The organism is Methylobacterium sp. Leaf93, assembly GCF_001422345.1.
Classification (GTDB): Bacteria; Pseudomonadota; Alphaproteobacteria; order Rhizobiales; family Beijerinckiaceae; genus Methylobacterium; species Methylobacterium bullatum.
The window spans coordinates 332,564-353,947 of sequence record NZ_LMMS01000012.1; the positions used below are offsets into that span (position 1 = coordinate 332,564).

Genomic DNA, 21,384 nt, shown 5'->3' on the forward strand with positions numbered 1-21,384 from the left:
ACCGCCTGTGTTTCTGGATCCCGGGCTCCGCTGCGCGGTCCCGGGATGACGGGGTGCTGCGATTCGATTTTCGACGAGCAAATCGGCATATGCGATCGCCCTGCCCGGAAGGAGAGGGGACCCGCGCCCGCCCGTCGGCGACATCCATCGCACTGTCGCTCATGCGAGCGAGGGGACGCCCGGACTCATCCCGCTCCGGCGCGGTGTCGGCTCAGCCCTGGCCGGCCTCGTCCCCTTCGCCGATGCAGTCGAGCGCGCGCTCCACGGCACTGACGGCCTCGCGCAGGTTGCGGACGGTGAGTTCCATCTCCCTGCGGGGACGGCCCATGGCTGCGGCACGATGGGTGACGCCCTGAAGCAGCTCCAGGGCGGCGAACAGATCGTCTGCGACCGCAACCACGTCGCTGATCTGTGGCGCCGGAACGGCGCGGGGGCGGGAGAAGGGGACTACGTTGCTCATGTCGGACAATGTGTCGCCCAAGGTGGGCCGGAGCACCAGATCCAGGGACGGCGATTCCGCATGAATGCGCCTCCGATGCCCGAATGTCGTTGAGCGTAGTGAGCGTTTTCGTGGCGCGGGAACATCACTCTGCCGGTAAGCCGTGACGTTTCGTTATCCTTGTGCTTGACGCGGCGACCTCCCCGGCACCACCACAGGGGCGATCGGTCCAGCAGGATCAGTACCCCAGGAACCTCCGATGCGTCCCACCGCCTTCCTCGTCGCCGCCGGCCTGTTCTGTGCCCTCGGGGCCTGCAACAGCGCCGACCGCAGCGGCTTCTCGGACAGCTTCAGCACCGAGAATTACCGCCGCTCCAACGACACCAACGGCACCCAGACCCGCCGCGACGTAAACCGCGCCTACACCGCCCCGTCGATGCCCTCCATCGTCAGCCGCGGTAACTGAGACCACTCCTTCAGTTCTTCGCCAGGGCGTCCGCGAAGGCGATCATGCGGTTGCGGGCGTAGGTGGGCAGGCCGGCACTGATCGACGTGCCGGTGTTGAAGGACGAATTGCCCATGAGCACCTGCGCCGGAAGCAGGTTCTTCAGCACCGGCACGCGGGCATATTCCTGCTTGCGGTCGAGGACATCGGCCTTGATCGCAAGCGCCATGTAGGTCGTCACCACCGTCTTGCCGGGATCGTTCGGCATCGGCTGGAACACGGCGAGGAACTTGCCGAAGCGCAGGATCTGGTTGACCCAGAAGATCGTCTGTTCGAGGCCGCCGGCCACCGGGGTGTCGACCCGCGTGAGCGCCGCGAGCGAGGCCGCCTCGGCCGCCGGCAGGGTCCGCAGCTCGCTCTGGAACGAGACGAATTCGGCGACCTTCTTCGAGGCGCCGTCCTCCAGCTTGTTGGCGAGCTTCACGCCGAGCGGCAGCTTGCCCTCGAGGTCGTAGCGGGATTCGATGCAGGCGGCGGCACCCTCGCACCAAGCCCGGTCCGGGCGGCGGGCGAAGGCGGCGGCCGGGTCCTTGGTGGGCGTCACCTCGGCGGGGCTTAAGGTCTTGTGCTTGATGACGGGGTCCATCTTGGACACGAAGCCGAGATTGGCGAAGGCCGACAGGTCGATGGAGTCCGCGGGCTTTCCCACCACGAACCGCCCCTGCGCCACATAGACCTTCAGGGTCTCGTGCCGCTGCTTCGAGACGCCGTTGAGCGTCACGCTGTAATCGGGCTCGGCATAGGCGGGGTAGGGCGCCAGGGCCGCCTGCTCGGCCGGGCGCAGCTTTCGCCATTCGAGATAGGGCGTCAGGCCGCTCTCGGGGTTGGCCGGGTTGTCCCGGTGGTCGGTGAACAGGATCACTCCGGGCTTGAGGGCGGCAAGGCCCGACGGCTCGATGGCGGGAACCTCCCTGATCCGGTCGGCGGGGACCTGGGCCTTCATTCCCTCCTGCGCGGAGACGGGGAGGCCGAGCGCCAGCACGGGCAGGAAAGCGATGATCTGGGCAAGGACACGTGTCGCCGGAAGCTGCGTCTTCACGTCGGGGCCTCGGTTTGCTGATGAGGGGAGGGGATCCGCGCCTCAGTAGCGCGGGTCGTCGCCGAACAGGTAGTCGGGATCGCGGCGGCGGGCGCGGGGCGGCTCGTCCTCGCCGAAGGGCGAGCGCTGGGTGCCCGGCCATGCCGGGCTCCGCGACCCTTCGTAGCCCTCCCCCTGAGCACGGCGGCCGCGCGGCTGGGCCGGCCGCTCGCCGAAGGGGTCGAAGAGATCGGGCTCGGGCTCGCGCCGCGTGGTGAGGTTGCCGTACAGGTCGCCCACCACGTCGGCGCCGTCGTCGAGGCCGCCGGTGTCGCCGTCCTCGGAATCCGGCCGCATGGCGGTCTGCACCTCGCGCGGCAGCAATTGGTACTGCGTGTCGGCCACGCGGCCGTCGCTCAGCCGGAAATGCTCGATGAAGCCGCCGCCGGAGACGCGCGCGCCGCTGCGAGGGTCGATGGGCAGGTCGGCGAGCAGGCGTTTCGCCTCCGGGGAGGGCGGGGCGAGGGGCGTGCGCGCCACGCCGTTGGCCCAGGCGGCCTGGAGGATCGTGCCGGCGATCGGCACGGCGAGATGCCCGCCGGTCTGGCCGCGCCCCAGGGTCCGGCGGGTGCCGTCGGCATTGTCGTAGCCGACCCAGACCACGATGGTGATCTCGTTGGTGAAGCCGGCAAACCACGCGTCGTTCTCGTTCTCGGACGTGCCGGTCTTGCCGGCGATGGAGCCGGAGAAGCGGGCCAGCGCCGCCGCCGTGCCATGGTTGGTGACGCCCTGCAGCATGGTCTTCAGCTGATAGAAGGCCACCCTGTCGGCCGAGCCGATCCGCACCGGCTCCTTCGGCTCGCGCTTGTAGAGGACCGCGCCGTCGCGCTCCACCGCCTCCAGCGCGTAAGGCGCCGGCCGCGCGCCCTCATTGGCCACGGCCGCGTAGAAGGCGGCAAGATCGACCATGCGGACCGGCTGCGAGCCGAGGACGAACGGATAGTAGCGCTCGCATTCGGCATAGAGCTGCGCTTCGAGGGCGAGGTCGCAGATGCGAGTGAGGCTCGCCGGCGGCGTATCGGCGATGCCGCCCTGGAGCAGGCGTGCGGTGACGAGGTTCTTCGAGAATTCGAGCCCGCGCCGGAGGGTCGTCGCGCCCGAGCCGCCGCCATCGTAGTTCTTCGGGCTCCAGGACTGGCCGACACCGCCGATGGGCGGCAGGGTCACGCTCGCATCCATCACCAGGGTGTTGGGCTGCAGGCCGGCATTCAGCGCGGCGAGATAGGTCAGCGGCTTCAGGGTCGAGCCGGGCTGGCGCACGGTCTGCGTCACCCGGTTGAGCTGGCTCAACGGATAGGAGAAGCCCCCGTCCATGGCGAGGATGCGCCCGGTGCGGTTCTCCAGCACCAGGGCCGCGCCCTGGACCGAGGGACGCACGCGCAGGTCCGCGCGGAGAGCCTTGGCCTTCGGGTCGCGCAACTTCACCCGCACCACGTCGTAGGTCTGGAGCCGGCCCTTGGCGATGCCGGGATCGAGGCTGACGATGCGCCCGTCGGCGAGCCCCGCCTTCACCGGCCCGCGCCCGGATTCGAGCACCACGGCCAGCGGCCAGTGGACGTCGTAGAGCACGGGCCGCGCACTCTCAAGGGCACGCTGCCAGACGGGTGTCTGCGGCACCGGCTTCGGCCCGGCGACCGCCACCGCAGGGGCGGGCTTGACGGGCGCAGCTTTCGGTTTCGCCTCGCCGCCGACGACGAGGGGGACCGACTGGACCGATCCCTCCACGGCGGGCGTGGACCCGCCGAGCTTGGCGATGCTGTCGGCGAGGTTGAATTCCGGCCCCTCGTAGCGCTGGCGCCCGGTGGCGCGCTCGTAAGTGGCGAGCCCGTCTTGCAGGGCGGATTCCACGGCGGTTTGGAGGCCCGCATTGATGGTGGAGCGGACCACGTGGGAGGCGGAGGTGAGCGAGTCGATGCCCGCGAAGGTGCGCGCCTCGCGGGTAAGGTGATCGACGAAGTAGAACCCGGAATCGCGTCGCGTGGTCTCGATCGGCTTCAACCCGAGGGGGGCGTTGGCCGCCTCGGTCAGCTGCGCCTCGGTGATGACGCCCTCGTCCTTCATCCGCGCCAGCACATAGGCGCGGCGCTCCTTGGCGCGGTCGGGATACTTGTCCGGATTGTAGAAGTTCGGCCCCTTCGGCATGCCGCCCAGCAGCGCCGCCTCGGGCACGGTGAGCTGCCCCACCGATTTGCCGAAATAGCTCCGCGCGGCCATCTCGATCCCGTAGGAGCCGCGGCCGAGATAGATGCCGTTGAGGTAAAGTTCGAGGATCTGCGGTTTGCCGAGGATCCGCTCCAGGCGCGAGGCCACGATCATCTCGCGGATCTTGCGCTCGTAGGTAACGTCGTCGCCCACCGAGAGGTTCTTGACCACCTGCTGGGTGATGGTGGAGCCGCCGGCCGGGCGCCCCGGCGAGGCGAGGTTGCCGATGAAGGCCCGGATGACGCCGCGCTCGTCGATGCCCTTGTGGGTCTCGAAGCGCTTGTCCTCGGCCGCCACGAACGCCTTTTGCACCATCACCGGCACGTCGCCGATCGGCACGCTCAGACGTCGCCCGTTGGCCTCGAACGCCTCGGCGTAGCGCTTGCCGGCCCCGTCGAGGATCAGGCTGGCGCCGGGGAGCTTGCGGTCCTTCAGGTCCTGGGCCGAGGGCAGGTCGGCCACGGCCTTGTTGTAGAAGGCGATGACCTCGGCCGCGTCGAAGGGCGAGTTCGCCGGGTTCTCGCCCTTGCAGAACTGGCGGTAGCTCGTGTTGAGCTCGCCGATATCGAGCCCGTGCAGGAGCTTCGGCGCGGAGGCCCCGGCGATGGCCGACGGGTCCTCCATCGCGGTGGAGATCAGCTCGTCGAGGTTGATGTCCTCGATGTCGAAGGCCTTGCGCATATGGGCGCAGCCGTCGCGCAGGATCTGCACCACCTGGGCCTTGTCGGCCACCGGATCGAACTGCGTCTTCACCGCATCCGGCCGCGTCGTCACCTGACTGAGCGTCAGCGCCGTGGCGAACAGCTTGATCAGGATGATATTCATCGAGGGGAGGGCACCGAAATCCAGGACGCGTCACAGGGCACGGACGACAGGATCGGCAGCCGCAACGCACACGGCACGAGATGGGATGCACAAGGCGGCTGATTTAAGGAGACCGGCGCGGCACCGGCCTCCCGCAACGCTTCCTTCCCCGTCGACGTTGCAGCCGGATGCGCCCGCCGGCGCGGCCCTCCGGAGACCTGCGTCGCATGATCAAGGACCTTTGGTACAAGAACGCGGTCGTCTACTGCCTGTCGGTCCGGACCTTCCTCGACGGCAACGGCGACGGCATCGGTGACTTCGTCGGACTGGAGCGCCGGCTCGATTACCTGCAGGGCATGGGCATCACGGCGATCTGGCTGATGCCGTTCCAGCCTTCGCCGAAGCGCGACGGCGGCTACGACATCACCGATTACTATGGCGTCGACCCGGATTACGGCTCGCTCGGCGACTTCGTCGCGTTTACCCACGCGGCCAAGCAGAGGGGCCTGCGCGTCCTCATCGATCTGGTGGTCAACCACACCTCGGACCAGCACCCCTGGTTCCAGTCGGCCCGATCGGACCCGGATTCCCCCTACCGCGACTGGTACGTCTGGTCGAAGACGAAGCCGCCCCACGCCGACGAAGGCATGGTGTTCCCCGGCGTCCAGACCACGACCTGGACTCGCGACGCCAAGGCGGGAGCCTATTACTTCCACCGTTTCATGCCGTTCCAGCCCGATCTCAACACGGCCCATCCGGCGGTGCGGGCCGAAATCCAGAAGATCATGGGGTTCTGGATCCAGCTCGGCGTCTCGGGCTTCCGCATGGATGCGGTGCCCTTCGTCATTGCCAAGAAGGGCCCCGAAGTCACGGGCGAGCCCGAAGAGCAATTCGACATGCTCCGGGATTTTCGCGAGTTCCTGCAATGGCGCCAGGGCGACGCCATCATCCTCGGCGAGGCCAACATCCTGCCGAAGAAGGACCTCGACTATTTCGGCGACGACGCCGACCGGCTCCACATGCTGTTCAACTTCCAGGTCAACCAGGCGCTCTTCTACGGGCTGGCCTCCGGCGACGGCCGCCCCCTCGCCAAGGCGATGCGCAAGACCTGGAACCGCCCGGATTCGGCGCAATGGGCGGTGTTCCTGCGCAACCACGACGAACTGGATCTCGGACGCCTCACCGAGGCCCAGCGCCAGACGGTCTTCGACGCGTTCGGGCCGGAGAAGGGGATGCAGCTCTACGACCGCGGCATCCGGCGCCGTCTCGCCCCGATGCTGGGCGGCGACCAGCAGCGCATCGAGCTCGCCTATTCCCTGATGTTCACCCTGCCGGGCACGCCGGTGCTGCGCTACGGTGACGAGATCGGCATGGGCGACGACCTCTCCCTGAAGGAGCGCGAGTGCGCCCGCACCCCGATGCAGTGGAATGCGGAGGCGCACGGAGGCTTCACCAAGAGCGAAACCCCGACCCTGCCGGTGATCGGGAGCGGCGCCTACGGCTTCGACCACGTGAACGTGGCGAGCCAGCGCCACGACCGCGGCTCGCTGCTCAACTGGATGGAGAGCGTCATCCGCACCCGCAAGGAGGTGCCGGAGATCGGCTGGGGCGATTTCGTGGTGCTCGAGACGGCCTCGCCCGCGATCCTGGCGATCCGCTACGACTGGGAGGGCAATTCGGTGCTTTGCGTCCACAACCTATCCGGAACGCCGATGGAGGTCTCCCTCTCACCGGAGGTCGAGGGGCCGGAGGGCCGCGTCCTCGTCGACCTCCTCACCGGCCGCCGCAGCGAGGCCGATGAGGACGGCCGCCATTGCCTGATGATGGAGCGCTACGGCTACCACTGGTTCCGCCTCGGCGGCCTCGACGCGCCGCTGAAGCGACGGGTGGGGTGAGTCTGCCTTGCAGGCACCGGGCCGGCCCGGCCGAGGGCGTGCCGGCCGCGGCGTCCAATCCCGCCCCTGAACGGGATCAGCAGTCCGGAAGATCGTCCAGGTTGTTCCGGGTGGTCTGATCGCGATCCGTGCGCAGGTATTTGCCGTTCGGGCCCTGAACGACCCGGATCTCGGTTCGTCCGTTGGTCCAAGGCACATGATAGGTGTGGAGCCCGGTCTCGATGTCGTTGATGGCATCCTGCTTCCGGCGCGGAGACCAGACGTCGCCGTCGTTGCACAATGCGGTGATGTCGCCCTGAGCGTTCTTTCCCGTCTTCCTGACCGCGCGATCAGCCATGGTGCGTAAACCCTTTCGTTGGCAGCCCAATATGGGGCGCCGACTTCAGGTAATTTATCGTATGACTTTTACAACCTAGAAGAAATTTTCTATCGCAGAATATTTCGACCTGTCGTCTGCGAGGTCGCGTCACAGCGAGCCCGGCGGCCCGTCGGCGCTCCCTGCCAGGGACCTACCCGTGCCAAGTCCCATCACGCCCGCAGACGACTCACCCAGCCATTCTCTCGCTGCGACGCGCAGGTTGGCTCCGTACTGTCCCGGTGCCGTGATCGAGGGCATGATCGAGCGACCGCACAGGAGATCGGCCATGGCACGCATCCGCACCCATCCCGGCGAAATCATCGTGGAAGAGTACCTTACGCCCCTCGACCTCTCCGCCCGGCAGATCGCGGCAGAGATCGGCGTGCCGCCCCATCGCGTCTCCGAAATCATCCGGGGCCGACGCGGCATCACGGCCGATACCGCGATCCGGCTCGGCGTCCGGTTTGGAACGGCGCCGCAATTCTGGCTCAACCTCCAGAACGCCCACGACCTGTCGAAGGCGCGTGCGACGGTGGATTATTCCGGCATCCGCCCCCGCGAAGCCGAACCCGCCTCGACGTCCTGAGCAGGTTTTGGAATGCAAAACCGGTGATTGCTGTCGCGAGCCCTGCTCAGGGGCGGCGCACGCCTACTTGTTCCGCCCCAGCAGCACCAACCAGCCGATTCCGATCACGCAGACCATCGCGCCCACCGTGACGAAGGCCGGGGTGCCGAGGTCCATGAAGCGGGGGGCGAGCTGGGTCGCGAAAGCGGCGACGATGAGCGCCACGGCGATGCGGGCGGCGGCGCGCTCGATGCCGCGGGTGAGCTTCTCGATGCCCTTCAGCTCGATCTCGACGGTGACGCGGCCCTGCTTCAGGCGCACCAGCATGAGATGGATCAGGGTCGGCAGTTCGGAGGCAGCGCCGAACAGGCCGGCCCCCACCGCCTCGACCTTGCGGGTGATACCCTTGATCGAGAATTGCGAGGCGAGCTTGCTCTTCACCGTGGGGCCGGCGGCGGTGAAGAGGTCGAATTTCGGGTCGAGATGGCGCATCACCCCGTCCGCCGTCACCAGCCCCTTGAACAGGATGGCGAGGTCGGTGGGCATGGCCAGGTCGTTCTCGCGGGCCATGGTCATGAAGTCGGTGAGGAGGTCGCCGAAGTTCAGCACCGAGCCGGCATGGCGGTTGATGAAGGCCTGGGAGGAAGATTCGAGCTTGGTGAGGTCGGGGTTGCTCGATCCGGTCCAGTCGAGGAGCACGGCCATCAGCCCGTCAGAATCCTCCTTCAGCATCGCGCCGATGAGCATCAGGAGCTGGGTGCGCCGCCGCTCGGAGAGGCGGCCGATGATGCCGAAATCGATGAAGCCGATGCGGTTGCCGGGCATCACCAGCATGTTGCCGGGATGCGGGTCTGCGTGGAACACGCCCTCGATCAGCGCCATGTTGAGGAAGGCGTCGGTGCCCTTCTGGGCGACCTTGACCTTGTCGATCCCGGCCGCGTCCAGGCGGGCATGGTCGTTGGGCGGGATGCCGTGAATGAATTCCTGGACGAGGACGCGCTCGGAGGTGAACTCCCAGTGGATCTTGGGGATGACGATGTCGTCCCGGTCGGCGAAGATCGCCGCGATGGTCTCGCAGTTGCGCGCCTCGTTGATGAGGTCGAGCTCGCCGTAGAGGCCGCTGGCGAGATGACGCATCTGCTCGTGGGGCTGGTAGCGTCCGAATTCCGGCCACTCGTCCACCACGATGCGGGTGGCGTGCGCCAGAAGGCGCAGATCCGCCTCGATGATCTTGCGCAGGCCGGGGCGCAGGACCTTCACCACCACCTCCTCGCCCGACATCAGCCGCGCCCGGTAGACCTGGGCGATGGAGGCCGCGGCCAGGGGGACGATGTCGAACTCGGCGAAGATCTCCGAGGGAGGAGCGCCGAGATCGGCCTCCAGCTGCGGCCGGATCTTGTCCCAGGCGATGGGCCGGACCTGGCTGTGAAGCTTCTCCAACTCCTCGGTCCATTCCGGCGTCAGCAGGTCGGGCCGGCTCGCCAGGATCTGGCCGAGCTTGATGAAGGTCGGCCCCAGGGCCTCGATCGCCCGGCGCACGCGCTGCGGCTGGGACAGGCGCGCCACGTCCACCTGGGGCCGGCGGCGCTTGGCGAAGCGCGCCAGATGGCCGAGGCCGAGGCGCTCCACCACCTTGGTGACACCGTAGCCGATCAGAACGGCAGCGATCTCGCTCAGGCGCTGCCTGTCGCGAGCGGCGACGAAGGCGGTTTTCAGCATGTGCTCAAGGGACTGCCCCGGCTGGCGTGAGGGTGGCCGCGTCGTCGTCTCAGGCCGGCGGGCCTGTCCTGGACGGTGCCGGTGTCCAGATAGGCCACGTCTAGGAAGCCGGCGAGGCCGAATTTTGGCGGCGCAGCGGCAATCGTCGGCACGCGGCACCGCGGACGGCCCGACGAGCCAAAACCCGCGACGCTCCAAAAGCCCGAGGGCGCGGAAGCGTTGGCTTGCCGACGCGAACCCGCTTAGACAGGCGGCTCCCGCGCGATCCTCGCGCCCAATCGACGGAGAGACGGTCCCGATGGCAGGCACGCCCCGCGCCGGAATCATCCCGGTGACGCCCTTCCAGCAGAACTGCACCCTGATCTGGTCCGACGAGACCAAGATCGGCGCCGTCGTCGATCCCGGCGGCGACCTCGACCGGATCGAGGCCGCGATCCGCGACCAGGGCATCACCATCGAGAAGATCCTGCTCACCCACGGCCATATCGACCATGCCGGCGGCGCCGACGAGCTGCGCGAGCGGCTTGGCGTCCCCATCGAAGGCCCGCACGAGGCCGACCGCTACCTCCTCGATTCCCTGCCCGAGACGGGCGCCAATTACGGCATCGACGGCGCTCGCGCGGTGATTCCGGACCGCTGGCTCGCCGAAGGCGACGCGGTGAGCGTGGGCGATCTCGCCTTCGACATCCTGCATGCGCCCGGCCACTCGCCCGGCAGCGTCGTCTTCGTCAGCCGCGACGCGCGCTTCGCCCTGGTGGGAGACGTGGTGTTCAAGGGCTCGGTCGGCCGTACCGACCTGCCCGGCGGCAATCACAACCAGCTCATCCGCGCCATCAAGGAGAAGGTCCTGCCGCTGGGCGACGACATCGCCTTCATCCCCGGCCACGGCCCCACCAGCACGCTGGGCGAGGAGCGGATGACCAATCCGTTCCTGCAGGAGTGAGCTTCGGAGATGGATGAGAGCGTTACCGCCTGGCACCGTCGTGACTACGCAGTGGGGCAGGAAGGGACTGGCGGCTCTTGTCTCTTGCCACTCCCCGCGGCGCCACCTCATATCCTAGCGGAGGACGATCACGGATCGCCTGCTCGTTCGAGGACCAGGATCGATGTCGGAGACGGTGCCGTTTGATCTCGAGGAGCAGCGCGCCCGAATCGAGCGGGCTCAGGAAGAGACCCGCAAATTCGTGGCCGAGCAGCACAAACTGATCGCCGAGCAGAGCAAGCTCGCCGCTGAGCAGAGCAAACTGGCCGCTGAAGCATCGAAGCTGGCGCGAAATCGGATGCTCGCTCCCTGGCAGATCGCTTTGTCGGGGATGGCTGCCGGCGCCGCGTTCTTCGGTGCGGGTGCGGCTTTCATCAAAGTCCTCGGGCCTTGAGGTGAATTCGGTGCGCGCGGGCTCCGGAACGGCCTGACTTTCTCACTTCCCGCCCGACGCTCGAACACCTTCCACCGCCCCATCGGATTGGATCGCCACAGCTATGCTCATGCGGTGCATTTTCAAGACGCACCGCTTATATATAGCCCACTGAACGAATCGCAGGCGTACCCGGGGACCGAGCCGGGGCACGAAAATCAAGCAAAGACCCGCCTGCCTGGGGAACTTGATGTCCGACATGACCGACGACGACACCTCCCGCAACCTGGCGGCCACGGCCTATGGCGCGGAATCCATCCGCGTGCTCAAGGGCCTGGACGCCGTGCGCAAGCGGCCCGGCATGTATATCGGCGACACCGATGACGGGTCGGGCCTGCATCACATGGTCTACGAGGTGGTGGACAACGCCATCGACGAGGCGCTGGCAGGCCACGCCGACATCGTCACCTGTACCCTCAACGCCGACGGCTCGGTGACAGTGTCCGACAACGGCCGCGGCATCCCCACCGACATCCACAAGGAGGAGGGGGTCTCGGCCGCCGAGGTCATCATGACCCAGCTCCATGCGGGCGGTAAGTTCGACCAGAATTCCTACAAGGTCTCCGGCGGCCTACATGGCGTCGGCGTCTCCGTGGTCAACGCCCTGTCGCAATGGCTCCGCCTGCGCATCTGGCGCAACGGCAAGGAGCACGCGATGGAGTTCCACCACGGCGACGCGGTCTCCCCGCTGGTGGTCGTGGGCGACGGCAACGGACGGCGCGGCACGGAAGTGTCGTTCCTGCCCTCCACCGACACGTTCACGATGATCGAGTTCGACTACGCGACGCTGGAGAAGCGCCTGCGCGAACTCGCCTTCCTCAATTCCGGCGTGCGCATCGTCCTCACCGACGCGCGCCATGCCGAGCACAAGCGCGAGGAGCTGTTCTACGAGGGCGGGATCGAGGCTTTCGTGCGCTATCTCGACCGCTCGCGCAAACCGATCGAGGGCATGACGAAGCCGGTCTTCGTGCGGGCCGAGCGCGACAACATCCGCGTCGAGGTGGCGTTGTGGTGGAACGACTCGTTCAACGAGACCGTGCTGCCCTTCACCAACAACATCCCACAGCGTGACGGCGGCACCCACATGGCGGGCTTCCGCGCCGCCATGACCCGGCAGATCACCGGCTATGCCGAATCCACCGGCATCACCAAGCGCGAGAAGATCACCCTCACCGGCGAGGATTGCCGCGAGGGCCTCACCGCCGTGATCTCGGTGCAGGTGCCCGACCCGAAATTCTCGTCCCAGACCAAGGACAAGCTGGTCTCGTCGGAAGTCCGCCCGGCCGTGGAGAACGTCCTCAACGAGGGCCTCTCCAACTGGCTCGAGGAGAACCCGGCCCAGGCGAAATCCGTGATGGGCAAGGTCATCCTCGCGGCCTCCGCCCGCGAGGCGGCGCGCAAGGCCCGCGAGACCGTGACCCGCAAGGGCGTGCTCGACATCGCCTCGCTGCCGGGCAAGCTCGCCGATTGCCAGGAGCGCGACCCGTCGAAATGCGAGATCCTCCTGGTGGAGGGCGATTCCGCCGGCGGCTCGGCCAAGCAGGGCCGCGACCGCCACTTCCAGGCCGTGCTCCCCCTGCGCGGCAAGATCCTGAACGTCGAGCGCGTGCGGGCGGACCGGATGCTCTCCTCGGCCGAGATCGGCACGCTGATCACGGCGCTCGGCGCCGGAATCGGCCGCTCCTCCACCGACCGGGAGGGCTTCAACCCGGATAAGCTGCGCTATCACCGCATCATCATCATGACCGATGCGGACGTGGACGGCTCCCACATCCGCACCCTGCTGCTGACCTTCTTCTTCCGGCAGATGCCGGAGCTGATCGAGCGCGGCTACGTCTACATCGCCCAGCCGCCGCTCTATAAGGCCGCCAAGGGCAAGACCGCGATCTACCTCAAGGACGAGCGGGCGCTGGAGGATTACCTCATCGATGCCGGCGTCGACGGGGCCGTGCTGCGCCTCGCCTCCGGCGCCGAGTTCGGCGGGCCGCAATTGAAGGTCCTTGTGGAGGAGGCGCGCCAGTTCCGCGGCCTGATGCAGGCGCTGCACACCCGCTACGACCGCGCCACGGTGGAACAGGCGATGATCGCCGGGGCCTTCCGCACCAACGTGGACGAGAACCCCGACGAGGCGACGAAGCGCGCCGCCGAGATCGCCCGGCGCATGGACGTCATCGCCGACGATATCGAGCAGGGCTGGGAAGGCTCCGTCAGCGAAGGCGGCTACGTCCTCAGCCGGACCCTGCGCGGGGTGCGCCAGGTGGTGACCTTGGATGCCTCGCTCATCGCCTCGCAGGAGGCGCGCCGCCTGTCCGACCGGGCCGAAGCCCTGCGCGAGATCTACGGCGAGCCGGTGACCTATGCCCGCAAGGGCGAGGAGACCGTCCTGCACGGCCCCGTCGGCCTGTTCGAGGCGGTGATGGCCTTCGGGCGCAAGGGCCTCCAGCTCCAGCGCTACAAGGGGCTCGGCGAGATGAACCCGCAGCAGCTCTGGGAGACGACCCTCGACAGCGAGGTCCGCTCGCTCCTCCAGGTTCGGATCAAGGACACCCAGGATGCCGACGACCTGTTCGTGAAGCTGATGGGCGACGTGGTGGAGCCGCGCCGCGAGTTCATCCAGGAAAACGCCCTCAGCGTCGCCAATCTCGACGTCTGAATGAATGCGGCCGGGAGGGTCGACATGAGCAACATCATCCGTCCGACCTTCGGTCAGCCGCGCAAGCCGGCGCGCGGGGACGACGACCGGGTCGAGGTGACGACCGAGCGCGTCTACGGCGAGGCCGGCGATCACCGCGTCTGCCTCGTGCGCGACGACGACGCGCCCGGCGGGGAGGTCTACAAGGTCGTCGTCGGGCGTCTCGCCGGACAAGAGGTCAGCACCGTGGCGATCCTGCCGGCCACGGCCGAGGGCGAGGTGGATGCCGAGATGGTCGCCCTCGCGATCCTGCGCACGCTGAGCCTCATCGACGAGGACGACGAGGATCCCGACATCGCCTGACGCCCCGTCCCGACGGTTGCGTCAAGAAGAACGTCGCACCGCTCGCTTCCCGGCCGCGGCGAAGCTGTGACGACCGCCGACGTCGGGCCCAGTCTCATCCCCAGACGCGAGCTTATCTCCGAACGAGGCGCGGCGCGCCCCGACCCATCAGGCATGCTCCCGGACGATGGCGATGCCGATTCGATCGCCGGGTCCGATCGACTCAACGACTCGCCCATCGAAGCAAGAATAATTGAGACACCGAACATTGGCCTCTGTGAAACCGAGCCGACACCATCGATAATTGTATTACAAGAATGCCCATTGGTGATACAGATCGGTTTGTCTTTTACAGGCGAATACATACAATATGATTCGCAAATATATCCAATTACTATTCGGCGTTATTTAATTGTTATACTATATTTTAAATGAAATATATTACGAATAGTTTGTTGTTTTATGTATTTTTTAATATTCCTCAGCGATGACAACCTCTGTGGGCGAACGATTCCGTCTTGTTGAGGATAGTCTAGCTATGGCGACGATAAAATATACCGCGAACGCGGACTACACTGATTCGGCAAGCGTGACCCTGGTCTCGGACTCTCCCCTTCCCTTCGGAACAACCGCCGTCTACCTCGGCCCGCTGAATGTCATCACCGGCGTTGCCGAGGACACCACCGACATGGCGCTGCGTTTCGACATGGGATCGCCCGGGACGCCCAGCGTCCTTCCTGAGGGCGGAGACAGCAAGAGCAACGGCTATTACTTCGATTTCAGCGATTTCAACGGTCCGACCCAGTTGACCGGCGGCGATTTCGGCGATGTCCTCACCACCGGTGCCGGCAACGACACCCTGAGGGGCGGCGGAGGCTCCGATACACTGATTGGCAATGACGGTAACGACCGGTTCGTCATCAGCGGCACGCCCACCAAGGTCGAAGGCGGCCTCGGCAAGGACCTCCTCTTCATCGATACCGACAGCGGCGCCGAACTGAACGATGACAACTTCAGTGGCATCGAAGCGATCCATGTGCGGAGCGGATCCTCGCTCAACATGTCCGGTGTCTCGAGCGGCATGACGATAAAATCGGCAAGCACGGTCGATAACAGCGCGACGATCATCGGCACGAGCGGCGCCGACCGCATCGTCGCCGGAAAGGGGAGCGACACCATCCTTGGGGGCGCCGGAAACGACAAGCTCTTTGCCGGTGAGGGCTCCAATCTGTTTGTTTTCCCGGAAGGGAACGGCCGGGACAACATCTACAAGTTCGACATCCTCAAAGATCACTTCGCTTTTGGCAGCGATGTCTCAGCATTCACGGACCTGAAGATCGGGAGCGCGAATGGCGGCCGCGACTCGGTCATCACGGTCATCGGGGACACCGATCCGTCGAACAAGATCATCGTCCACGACGTCATCCCGACCTCGCTGACGGCGGACCACTTCATGTTCGGCGGTTGAGGCGGAGCCGGATCGCGGGCTCGGATCGAGGCACCGGGCGGTTGTGACGAACCGCCTTTCCGCGCGAAAAGGCATTCAACGCCCAGAGTACGGATGCGTGTCTCGTCGGGTTCGCGAGGATCCGGCGGACAGCCTCCTACTCTGCGACGAGGCCGAAACCGCGGTCTTCGACCTGCCGCCGGAGGACAGAGCCATGAGTCGCAACCCCGTCGTCGTCGCCGTGGCGATCACCGGTTCGGTGCCACGCAAGAAAGACAACCCGGCCGTGCCGGTGACGATCGCAGAGCAGATCGAATCCACGCAACGGGCCTTCGAGGCCGGCGCGACGCTCGCCCATATCCACGTCCGCAACGACGACGAGAGCCCGTCTTCCGACCCGGACAAGTTCGCCGCCGTGCAGGAGGGCCTGCGCAGGCACTGCCCCGGGATGATCGTGCAGTTCTCCACCGGAGGACGCGGGCGCGACCCGGCCGGGCGCGGCCTGTCGCTGAAGCATCGGCCCGACATGGCGTCGCTGTCCACCGGCTCGGTGAACTTCCCCACCATCGTCTACGAGAACCCCGCGAGCCTCGTGGCCGCTCTCGCCAGCCAGATGCAAGAATACGGCGTCCGGCCGGAGATCGAGATCTTCGACCTCTCGCACCTGCACGGCGCCAAGCGCCTCGTGGAGGCGGGCCTCATGGACGCGCGCCCGCATGTGCAGTTCGTCATGGGCGTGCAGAACGCCATGCCGGCGGACGAGCGCCTGCTCGACATCCTGCTCGGCGAGATGCGGCGCATCCTGCCCGAGGCGACCTGGACGGCGGCCGGCATCGGCCGCAATCAGGCGGTCGTGATGGAATGGGCCCTGGCGCGCGGGGCCGACGCGGTGCGCACCGGCCTGGAGGACAACATCCGCATCACGAAGGACCGCCTGGCGACCAGCAACGCCGAACTCGTCGGCCGCGCCGTGGACGCGGTGATCCGTCATGGCAGGCGGGTCGCCACCCCGGCCGAGGCTCGCACCGCCCTCGGGCTGGCGACCTGACGGATGAGCGGCCCGGCTTTTCATCCGGCTGGATGAAGCCGGGGGTCACGTCGGAGGCCGTCGCGTGGTCAATGCCTCCGGCTGGCGAGCACCTTGTCGATGCGACGCCCGTCCATGTCGACCACCTCGAAGCGCCATCCTCCCGCATCGAAGGCATCGCCGACGCCGGGGATCCGTCCGAGCTGGAAGATGACGTAGCCGGCCAGGGTGGTGAAGTCGTCGCTGTCGGGCGTCTCGGAGAAGGCGAGGCGTTCGAAGGCCTGCCGGGCCGGCATCATGCCGTCGATGAGGAGCGATCCGTCTGCGCGCTCGACGACGTCGGGCTCTTCGCCCACCTCCGGAATATCGCCCGCAATCGCTTCCAGGAGGTCCGTCTGCGTGACGATGCCCTCCAACGTCCCGTATTCGTCCACCACCACGGCCATGCGCATGGGCTGGCTCTGGAAGGTCTCGAGGACGGCCAGGATGGTCATGCTCTCGTGCACGACGATGGGCGGCTGCGTGGCCACGGCGAGGTCGATCTCCTTGCCGTCGAGGACCTGGTCGAGCAGGTCCTGCTTGCGCACGATGCCGACAAGTTCGTCGACCTCTCCGCGGCTGATGACGACCTGGGCGTGGTCGCATTCGCGGATCGCCTTGAGAACCACCTCTCGCGGGTCGTCGAGATCGACCCAGAACACCTCGTGGCGTGGGGTCATGATGTCCCGCACCTTTCGCTCGCCGATGGCAAAAATGCGCTCGACGGCCTCCTGCTGAACCTCCCGGATGAGGCCCGCTTCCTGGCTCGCCTGGATCAGCAGGTTGAGTTCGGCCGTCGAGTGAAGGGAGCCCTCGCCATGTCCCGGCTGAAGGCCGCAGAGGCGCAGCACCCCGTTGCCGAGGGCGTTGAGGAAGAGGATCGCAGGGCGGAAGACGAGGAGGAACACGCTGAGGGGGCGGACGACCGCCAGTGCCGTGCGCTCGCTACGCTGGAGGGCGAGGCTCTTGGGGGCGAGCTCGCCGAGCACGATGTGCAGGGAGGTGATGATTGAGAAAGCGACGACGACCGCGACGGTGTGCGATGCGACCGAGCTGAGCCCGATCGGCAGCCATGTCAGCGCAGGCTCGACGAGGTGGGCGAGGGCGGGTTCGCCGACCCAGCCCAACGCGAGGGACGACAAGGTGATGCCGAACTGCGTCGCGGCGAGATGGGCATCGAGCCGGTCGGTCGCCCGCTGCAGGGCGCTCGCATGCGCGCGACGTTCGGTGACGAGTTCCGCGACCCGCGAGCGGCGCACGGAGACGAGGGCAAATTCAGCGGCAACGAAGAACCCGTTTGCGAACACCAGCACCAGGACTGCCACCAGCCCCAGCACGGTCGACCATGCATCTTCGGAAATCGCCGTGACCCTTTTCGAATGAACGGCTTCACTTATCAGCCAAGGGGCGCTCGATCCAAATGGCCAGGGAGGCGGATGCCCAGATTCACGCCCATAGGATCGATGGCACGACACCATAGCCGGCAGTCACATCGAACGACTCGCTATGTCGTAATGCTCAGTCTTTCCCGACGGATTGCGGCTGATTGTCGGTCGCGCAACGATGCGTGCATGACGCCGCTCGATATCTGTGTTCGACAGATCGATCAGGCCTGCGCCTCCACGCAATCGATGACGTTGTGAAAGCTTGGGATACCCTCGCGTCCTCAGCTCCAGTCGACATCCAGATCCATGGCGCGTTCGAAGGCGGCAGCTTTCATTTCGCGGCCTTTCGGATCGGCCACGCAGATATCTTTGAAGCCCCGGCCTGCCAGCTCCCAGGTTTTCTCCAGAGCCTGATCAGCGGTGCCGCACGCGAAAACCAGCGCGCGTCCAGCGTGATCGTTTGCCTTAACTTTGTACAAAATTGGTCTCCGAGCCGTTCGCTGTCCTTTGTACGCGAGCGAGGGGCATCGGGCGAGAGAGCCGGATGACGTTCGAGGGTCCACGGGCCGGCACGAACCGGCCGGGCCGGAGCCGCTTTGGCCTGAACGGTCGGTCGGTCCACGCATGTCTCGTTTGACGAGAACAGTTGGTCGACATCCCCAAACGCGAGTGCTCACGACACGCCTTGCGGTCCAGTCCCACGCGCCGAGCCGCCGGATCGAGCCGCATGACGCCCTTGACCTTAGTCTGGAGTTATTCTAATTAAGAACCACGCGGATGGCGGGGCTCGGTAGGCCTCCTGCCCCTGAACCGGATCATTGGGAGAGACACATGGCACACATCACCAGCGCGGCCTGCGAGAGCTGCCGCTTCTTCGACGATCACAAGATCAATGGCGGTCAGTCGGCCGGCGACGAAGGTCTCTGCCGCTATAACCCGCCGGTGAGCCAGCCCGAGCCGAAGTCGCCGGGCCTGTGGCCGGTGGTGGCGTCCAAGGATTGGTGCGGTCACTTCACCTCCGACATGACGGCGGCCGAGTAAGCCAGAGTTCCTCGTCAGTGGCGGGATCGGGGCCGGTGCGTGAGCATCGGCCCTTTTTCATGCGGCATCGTCTTCGGCGAGACACGCCGAACCTCACGAAGAATTCTCTCGCGGCTTGCGCGAAATCCGTTAGGACGCCGTGAGCCGGTCATGATCCGGTCACGTTCGCATCCGAAGCCGGGGCCTTCAGACGAGGGGCGGCTCCCGCCACCGCGCGCTCGACCACGCGCCCCGGACGGGCGGACGGCATGGGCGCGGACAGTGGCGTTTCGGGGCGGGTTAAGGATGTTCTTGATGACGTATCGACCCATTTCGGCCGTGGCCGGGCGCCTCCTGGCGCCGGTGGCCGGTCTTGCGCTCAGCGCGATGTCCGGCCTCGCCATGGCTGCTCCGAACGATCCGAGCGGAACCTGGCTCACCGAGGACGGGCGGGCTCGCGTCCGTCTCGAGAAATGCGGTGCAAAGAACGATCACCTGTGCGGTTACGTCGTCTGGCTGAAGGTGCCGCTGAACGACAAGGGCCAGCCTCGGATCGACTTCAAGAACCCCGACCCGAAGAAGCAGGCCCGCCCATCGCTCGGCCACCAGCTCGTCATGGGCATCAAGCCCAACGCCGAGAACCATTACGAAGGCAAGATCTACAACGCTGAGGACGGGTCGTTCTACGACGTGACGATCTGGAGCGAGAAGCCCGGCGAACTCACCGTGCGCGGCTGCATGCTGCGCTTCATGTGCATGTCGCAGGCCTGGACCAAGGTCACCGATACGGCACCGGGACAGATCACCGGCCCCACCAACGGCCCGGGCGGTCCCCGCTCCGATCCGGAATGGGCGCCAAAGGCCGCACCGGCCGCCACGGGGACCGGTGCCCCTGCCGCGCCCTCCACGAAACCGGCAGCGCCGGCACCGAAGCCCGCGGCCAAGCCCGCCGAGTAGGGTATCGGACCGACCCTTTCGATCCGGGTCCAGACTCGTCGGATCGTCCGCGAGGCGGTGAAAGCCTCGCGGATATCGCGCGTGCCAACGGCTCCGTCAGGCGCCGAAGGTGAACAGGTCGCTCGGCCCCGCCTGAAGCTCGGCCACGGTCACGTCGTGCAGGATGATCTTGCTGGTGCCCTCGACGCCCCTGAAAGTGACGACGGTGTCACGGTCGTCATGGAACGACGTGAGCTTGATGTCGAAGGCGTCGACACCCGCGATGTCGACATGGATGTGATCGGTCGAGGCGTCAAAGCCGTAGACGTTGTCACGACCGAAACCGGCCTCGAAATGAAAGGTGTCGGTGCCCGCACCGGCAAACAGCCTGTCTCCGCCGGTTGCGCCCGCGACGAGGTCGGATCGTGACGTGCCGGTGATATCGACGGCATGACCGAGGGTGGACTGAGAGACGATCCTGCTGCCGGTATTGACGGCGGACATGTCGAGCTGCGCGTCGTTGCGGACGTAGACGACCTCGATGCCGGCGAACGACGCTTCGGTGAGGCTCACGGTACCGCCGCCCTTCACAAAAAGGAAGTCCCGGCCCACTCCGCCATCGATGTCCGCAGGCGTGCCGCTGATGACCAGCCTATCGTTGCCACCCATCCCGTTCAGGGTGTCGATACCGCCGTTACCGGTGAGCGTGTTGGCTCCGCCATCGCCAGTGAGGTCGTCGTTGGCGGTGCTCCCGACGACGTTCTCCATTCCGTCTATCACATCTCCATCCGCGTCGCCTCCGGAGACGGATCCGAGCGACAGGTCGACTGTCACACCCTGCGTCGAGTGTGCGTAGCTCAGCGTATCGATCCCCTCGCGGCCATCGATCGCGTCCGCACCCGCACCGCCCTCGATGACATTGCCGCCGGCATCGCCATACAGGTCATCGTCGTAAACACTGCCACGAATATTTGAGATATCCGTCAACGTATCGTTGACGAGAACGCTCTCGTCATCGGAACCCACGCCGGTGTCCAGATCGACGCGGACTCCAAACAGGCGTCCGAGCCCGATATCAGCGGGCGAAGCGAAATGCTCATAGCTGACCGTATCGTTTCCACCGCCGCCCTGGATATCGTTGGTGCCGAGCCCCCCTTCCAAAACGTCGCTACCACCGCCGCCTTTCAAGGTGTCATCGCCAGAGCCACCTTGAAGGACGTCGTTGCCACCGGCGCCTTTGACATTGTCATCGCCGGAACCGGCAAGGAACACATCCCCCCGCTCGCCGCCGTTAAGACTTAAGTTGCCTGAAATATCAGAGAAGTCGACGTATAGTCCATCATTAAAACTATCCAACAACACTTGGTCAATAATCGGCGCATTCGTAACGAGCGGCGATTCGATGAGATCGTCCTTGAGGACAAAACCGCCATCCTTATTGATAACGGAGAGCAGATTCTGACCCAGTAAATCGACCGGTCCATTGGACAATAGCGCTTCGATGCCGGTCGCTTCGCTGTAATCACCGCCCAATGAGTATTTAATAATTGACATAACCGTATTCCATCTACATTGC

Annotated in this window: 19 protein-coding genes; 11 read left to right on the forward strand and 8 right to left on the reverse strand. The window is 66.1% G+C overall.

Annotated features, from left to right (window positions below; genetic code table 11):
- Window positions 1-211 precede the first annotated feature (211 nt).
- Entirely contained in the window at window positions 212-460 is a 249-nt protein-coding gene (locus ASF26_RS10130) for a hypothetical protein (RefSeq protein ID WP_026175816.1), read from the reverse strand.
- A gap of 238 nt (window positions 461-698) precedes the next feature.
- Between ASF26_RS10130 and ASF26_RS10135 the strand changes: the two genes are divergently transcribed.
- The gene (locus tag ASF26_RS10135; RefSeq protein ID WP_018043129.1) at window positions 699-905 is read left to right on the forward strand and encodes a hypothetical protein; all 207 of its coding nucleotides are present in this window, start codon (window positions 699-701) and stop codon (window positions 903-905) included.
- A gap of 10 nt (window positions 906-915) precedes the next feature.
- Here ASF26_RS10135 and ASF26_RS10140 read toward each other — a convergent pair whose 3' ends face one another.
- Complete coding sequence (locus ASF26_RS10140) at window positions 916-1,983, reverse strand: hypothetical protein (RefSeq protein ID WP_156462935.1); 1,068 nt, start codon at window positions 1,981-1,983, stop codon at window positions 916-918.
- A gap of 42 nt (window positions 1,984-2,025) precedes the next feature.
- Entirely contained in the window at window positions 2,026-5,049 is a 3,024-nt protein-coding gene (locus ASF26_RS10145; protein WP_056252903.1) for a transglycosylase domain-containing protein, read from the reverse strand.
- 206 nt (window positions 5,050-5,255) lie between these two features.
- On the opposite strand from ASF26_RS10145, the gene ASF26_RS10150 reads away from it, so the two are divergent.
- On the forward strand, window positions 5,256-6,923 hold the full coding sequence (locus tag ASF26_RS10150) for an alpha-amylase family protein (RefSeq protein ID WP_056252906.1): 1,668 nt from the start codon (window positions 5,256-5,258) through the stop codon (window positions 6,921-6,923).
- 76 nt (window positions 6,924-6,999) lie between these two features.
- Here the strand turns inward: ASF26_RS10150 and ASF26_RS10155 are convergent, their stop codons facing one another.
- Window positions 7,000-7,260 carry a DUF3892 domain-containing protein gene (locus ASF26_RS10155; protein ID WP_056252909.1) on the reverse strand — a complete coding sequence of 87 codons (261 nt, stop codon included), beginning with the start codon at window positions 7,258-7,260 and terminating at the stop codon, window positions 7,000-7,002.
- Window positions 7,261-7,567: 307 nt separating this feature from the next.
- Between ASF26_RS10155 and ASF26_RS10160 the strand changes: the two genes are divergently transcribed.
- Window positions 7,568-7,867, forward strand: a complete 300-nt coding sequence (locus ASF26_RS10160; RefSeq protein ID WP_056252912.1) for a HigA family addiction module antitoxin — start codon at window positions 7,568-7,570, stop codon at window positions 7,865-7,867.
- Between the two features lie 63 nt (window positions 7,868-7,930).
- On the opposite strand, the gene ASF26_RS10165 is transcribed toward ASF26_RS10160, so the two are convergent.
- A complete protein-coding gene (locus ASF26_RS10165; protein WP_056252914.1) occupies window positions 7,931-9,565 on the reverse strand; it encodes an AarF/UbiB family protein in 1,635 nt (544 codons plus the stop codon).
- Window positions 9,566-9,863: 298 nt separating this feature from the next.
- On the opposite strand from ASF26_RS10165, the gene ASF26_RS10170 reads away from it, so the two are divergent.
- The 6 genes from ASF26_RS10170 to ASF26_RS10195 all read left to right on the forward strand — a co-directional run bounded on the left by ASF26_RS10170 (window position 9,864) and on the right by ASF26_RS10195 (window position 16,449).
- Entirely contained in the window at window positions 9,864-10,508 is a 645-nt protein-coding gene (locus tag ASF26_RS10170; protein WP_056252918.1) for an MBL fold metallo-hydrolase, read from the forward strand.
- 163 nt (window positions 10,509-10,671) lie between these two features.
- Window positions 10,672-10,941, forward strand: a complete 270-nt coding sequence (locus tag ASF26_RS10175; RefSeq protein WP_056252922.1) for a hypothetical protein — start codon at window positions 10,672-10,674, stop codon at window positions 10,939-10,941.
- Window positions 10,942-11,179: 238 nt separating this feature from the next.
- Window positions 11,180-13,633 carry a DNA topoisomerase (ATP-hydrolyzing) subunit B gene (gyrB, locus tag ASF26_RS10180; RefSeq protein ID WP_056253395.1) on the forward strand — a complete coding sequence of 818 codons (2,454 nt, stop codon included), beginning with the start codon at window positions 11,180-11,182 and terminating at the stop codon, window positions 13,631-13,633.
- A gap of 24 nt (window positions 13,634-13,657) precedes the next feature.
- Window positions 13,658-13,975 carry a hypothetical protein gene (locus tag ASF26_RS10185; protein ID WP_244475887.1) on the forward strand — a complete coding sequence of 106 codons (318 nt, stop codon included), beginning with the start codon at window positions 13,658-13,660 and terminating at the stop codon, window positions 13,973-13,975.
- Window positions 13,976-14,492: 517 nt separating this feature from the next.
- Complete coding sequence (locus ASF26_RS10190) at window positions 14,493-15,422, forward strand: calcium-binding protein (RefSeq protein ID WP_056252929.1); 930 nt, start codon at window positions 14,493-14,495, stop codon at window positions 15,420-15,422.
- A gap of 193 nt (window positions 15,423-15,615) precedes the next feature.
- Window positions 15,616-16,449, forward strand: coding sequence for a 3-keto-5-aminohexanoate cleavage protein (locus ASF26_RS10195; RefSeq protein ID WP_056253399.1), 834 nt, complete (start codon window positions 15,616-15,618; stop codon window positions 16,447-16,449).
- Window positions 16,450-16,517: 68 nt separating this feature from the next.
- Here the strand turns inward: ASF26_RS10195 and ASF26_RS10200 are convergent, their stop codons facing one another.
- Complete coding sequence (locus tag ASF26_RS10200) at window positions 16,518-17,774, reverse strand: hemolysin family protein (protein ID WP_056253403.1); 1,257 nt, start codon at window positions 17,772-17,774, stop codon at window positions 16,518-16,520.
- Window positions 17,775-18,133: 359 nt separating this feature from the next.
- Window positions 18,134-18,331, reverse strand: a complete 198-nt coding sequence (locus ASF26_RS10205) for a hypothetical protein (RefSeq protein WP_018043142.1) — start codon at window positions 18,329-18,331, stop codon at window positions 18,134-18,136.
- Window positions 18,332-18,683: 352 nt separating this feature from the next.
- On the opposite strand from ASF26_RS10205, the gene ASF26_RS10210 reads away from it, so the two are divergent.
- Both ASF26_RS10210 and ASF26_RS10215 read left to right on the forward strand, forming a co-directional pair.
- Window positions 18,684-18,893 carry a hypothetical protein gene (locus ASF26_RS10210; RefSeq protein ID WP_018043143.1) on the forward strand — a complete coding sequence of 70 codons (210 nt, stop codon included), beginning with the start codon at window positions 18,684-18,686 and terminating at the stop codon, window positions 18,891-18,893.
- Between the two features lie 294 nt (window positions 18,894-19,187).
- Window positions 19,188-19,829, forward strand: coding sequence for a DUF2147 domain-containing protein (locus ASF26_RS10215; protein ID WP_056252932.1), 642 nt, complete (start codon window positions 19,188-19,190; stop codon window positions 19,827-19,829).
- Between the two features lie 96 nt (window positions 19,830-19,925).
- On the opposite strand, the gene ASF26_RS10220 is transcribed toward ASF26_RS10215, so the two are convergent.
- Complete coding sequence (locus tag ASF26_RS10220; RefSeq protein ID WP_156462937.1) at window positions 19,926-21,362, reverse strand: calcium-binding protein; 1,437 nt, start codon at window positions 21,360-21,362, stop codon at window positions 19,926-19,928.
- Window positions 21,363-21,384 lie beyond the last annotated feature (22 nt).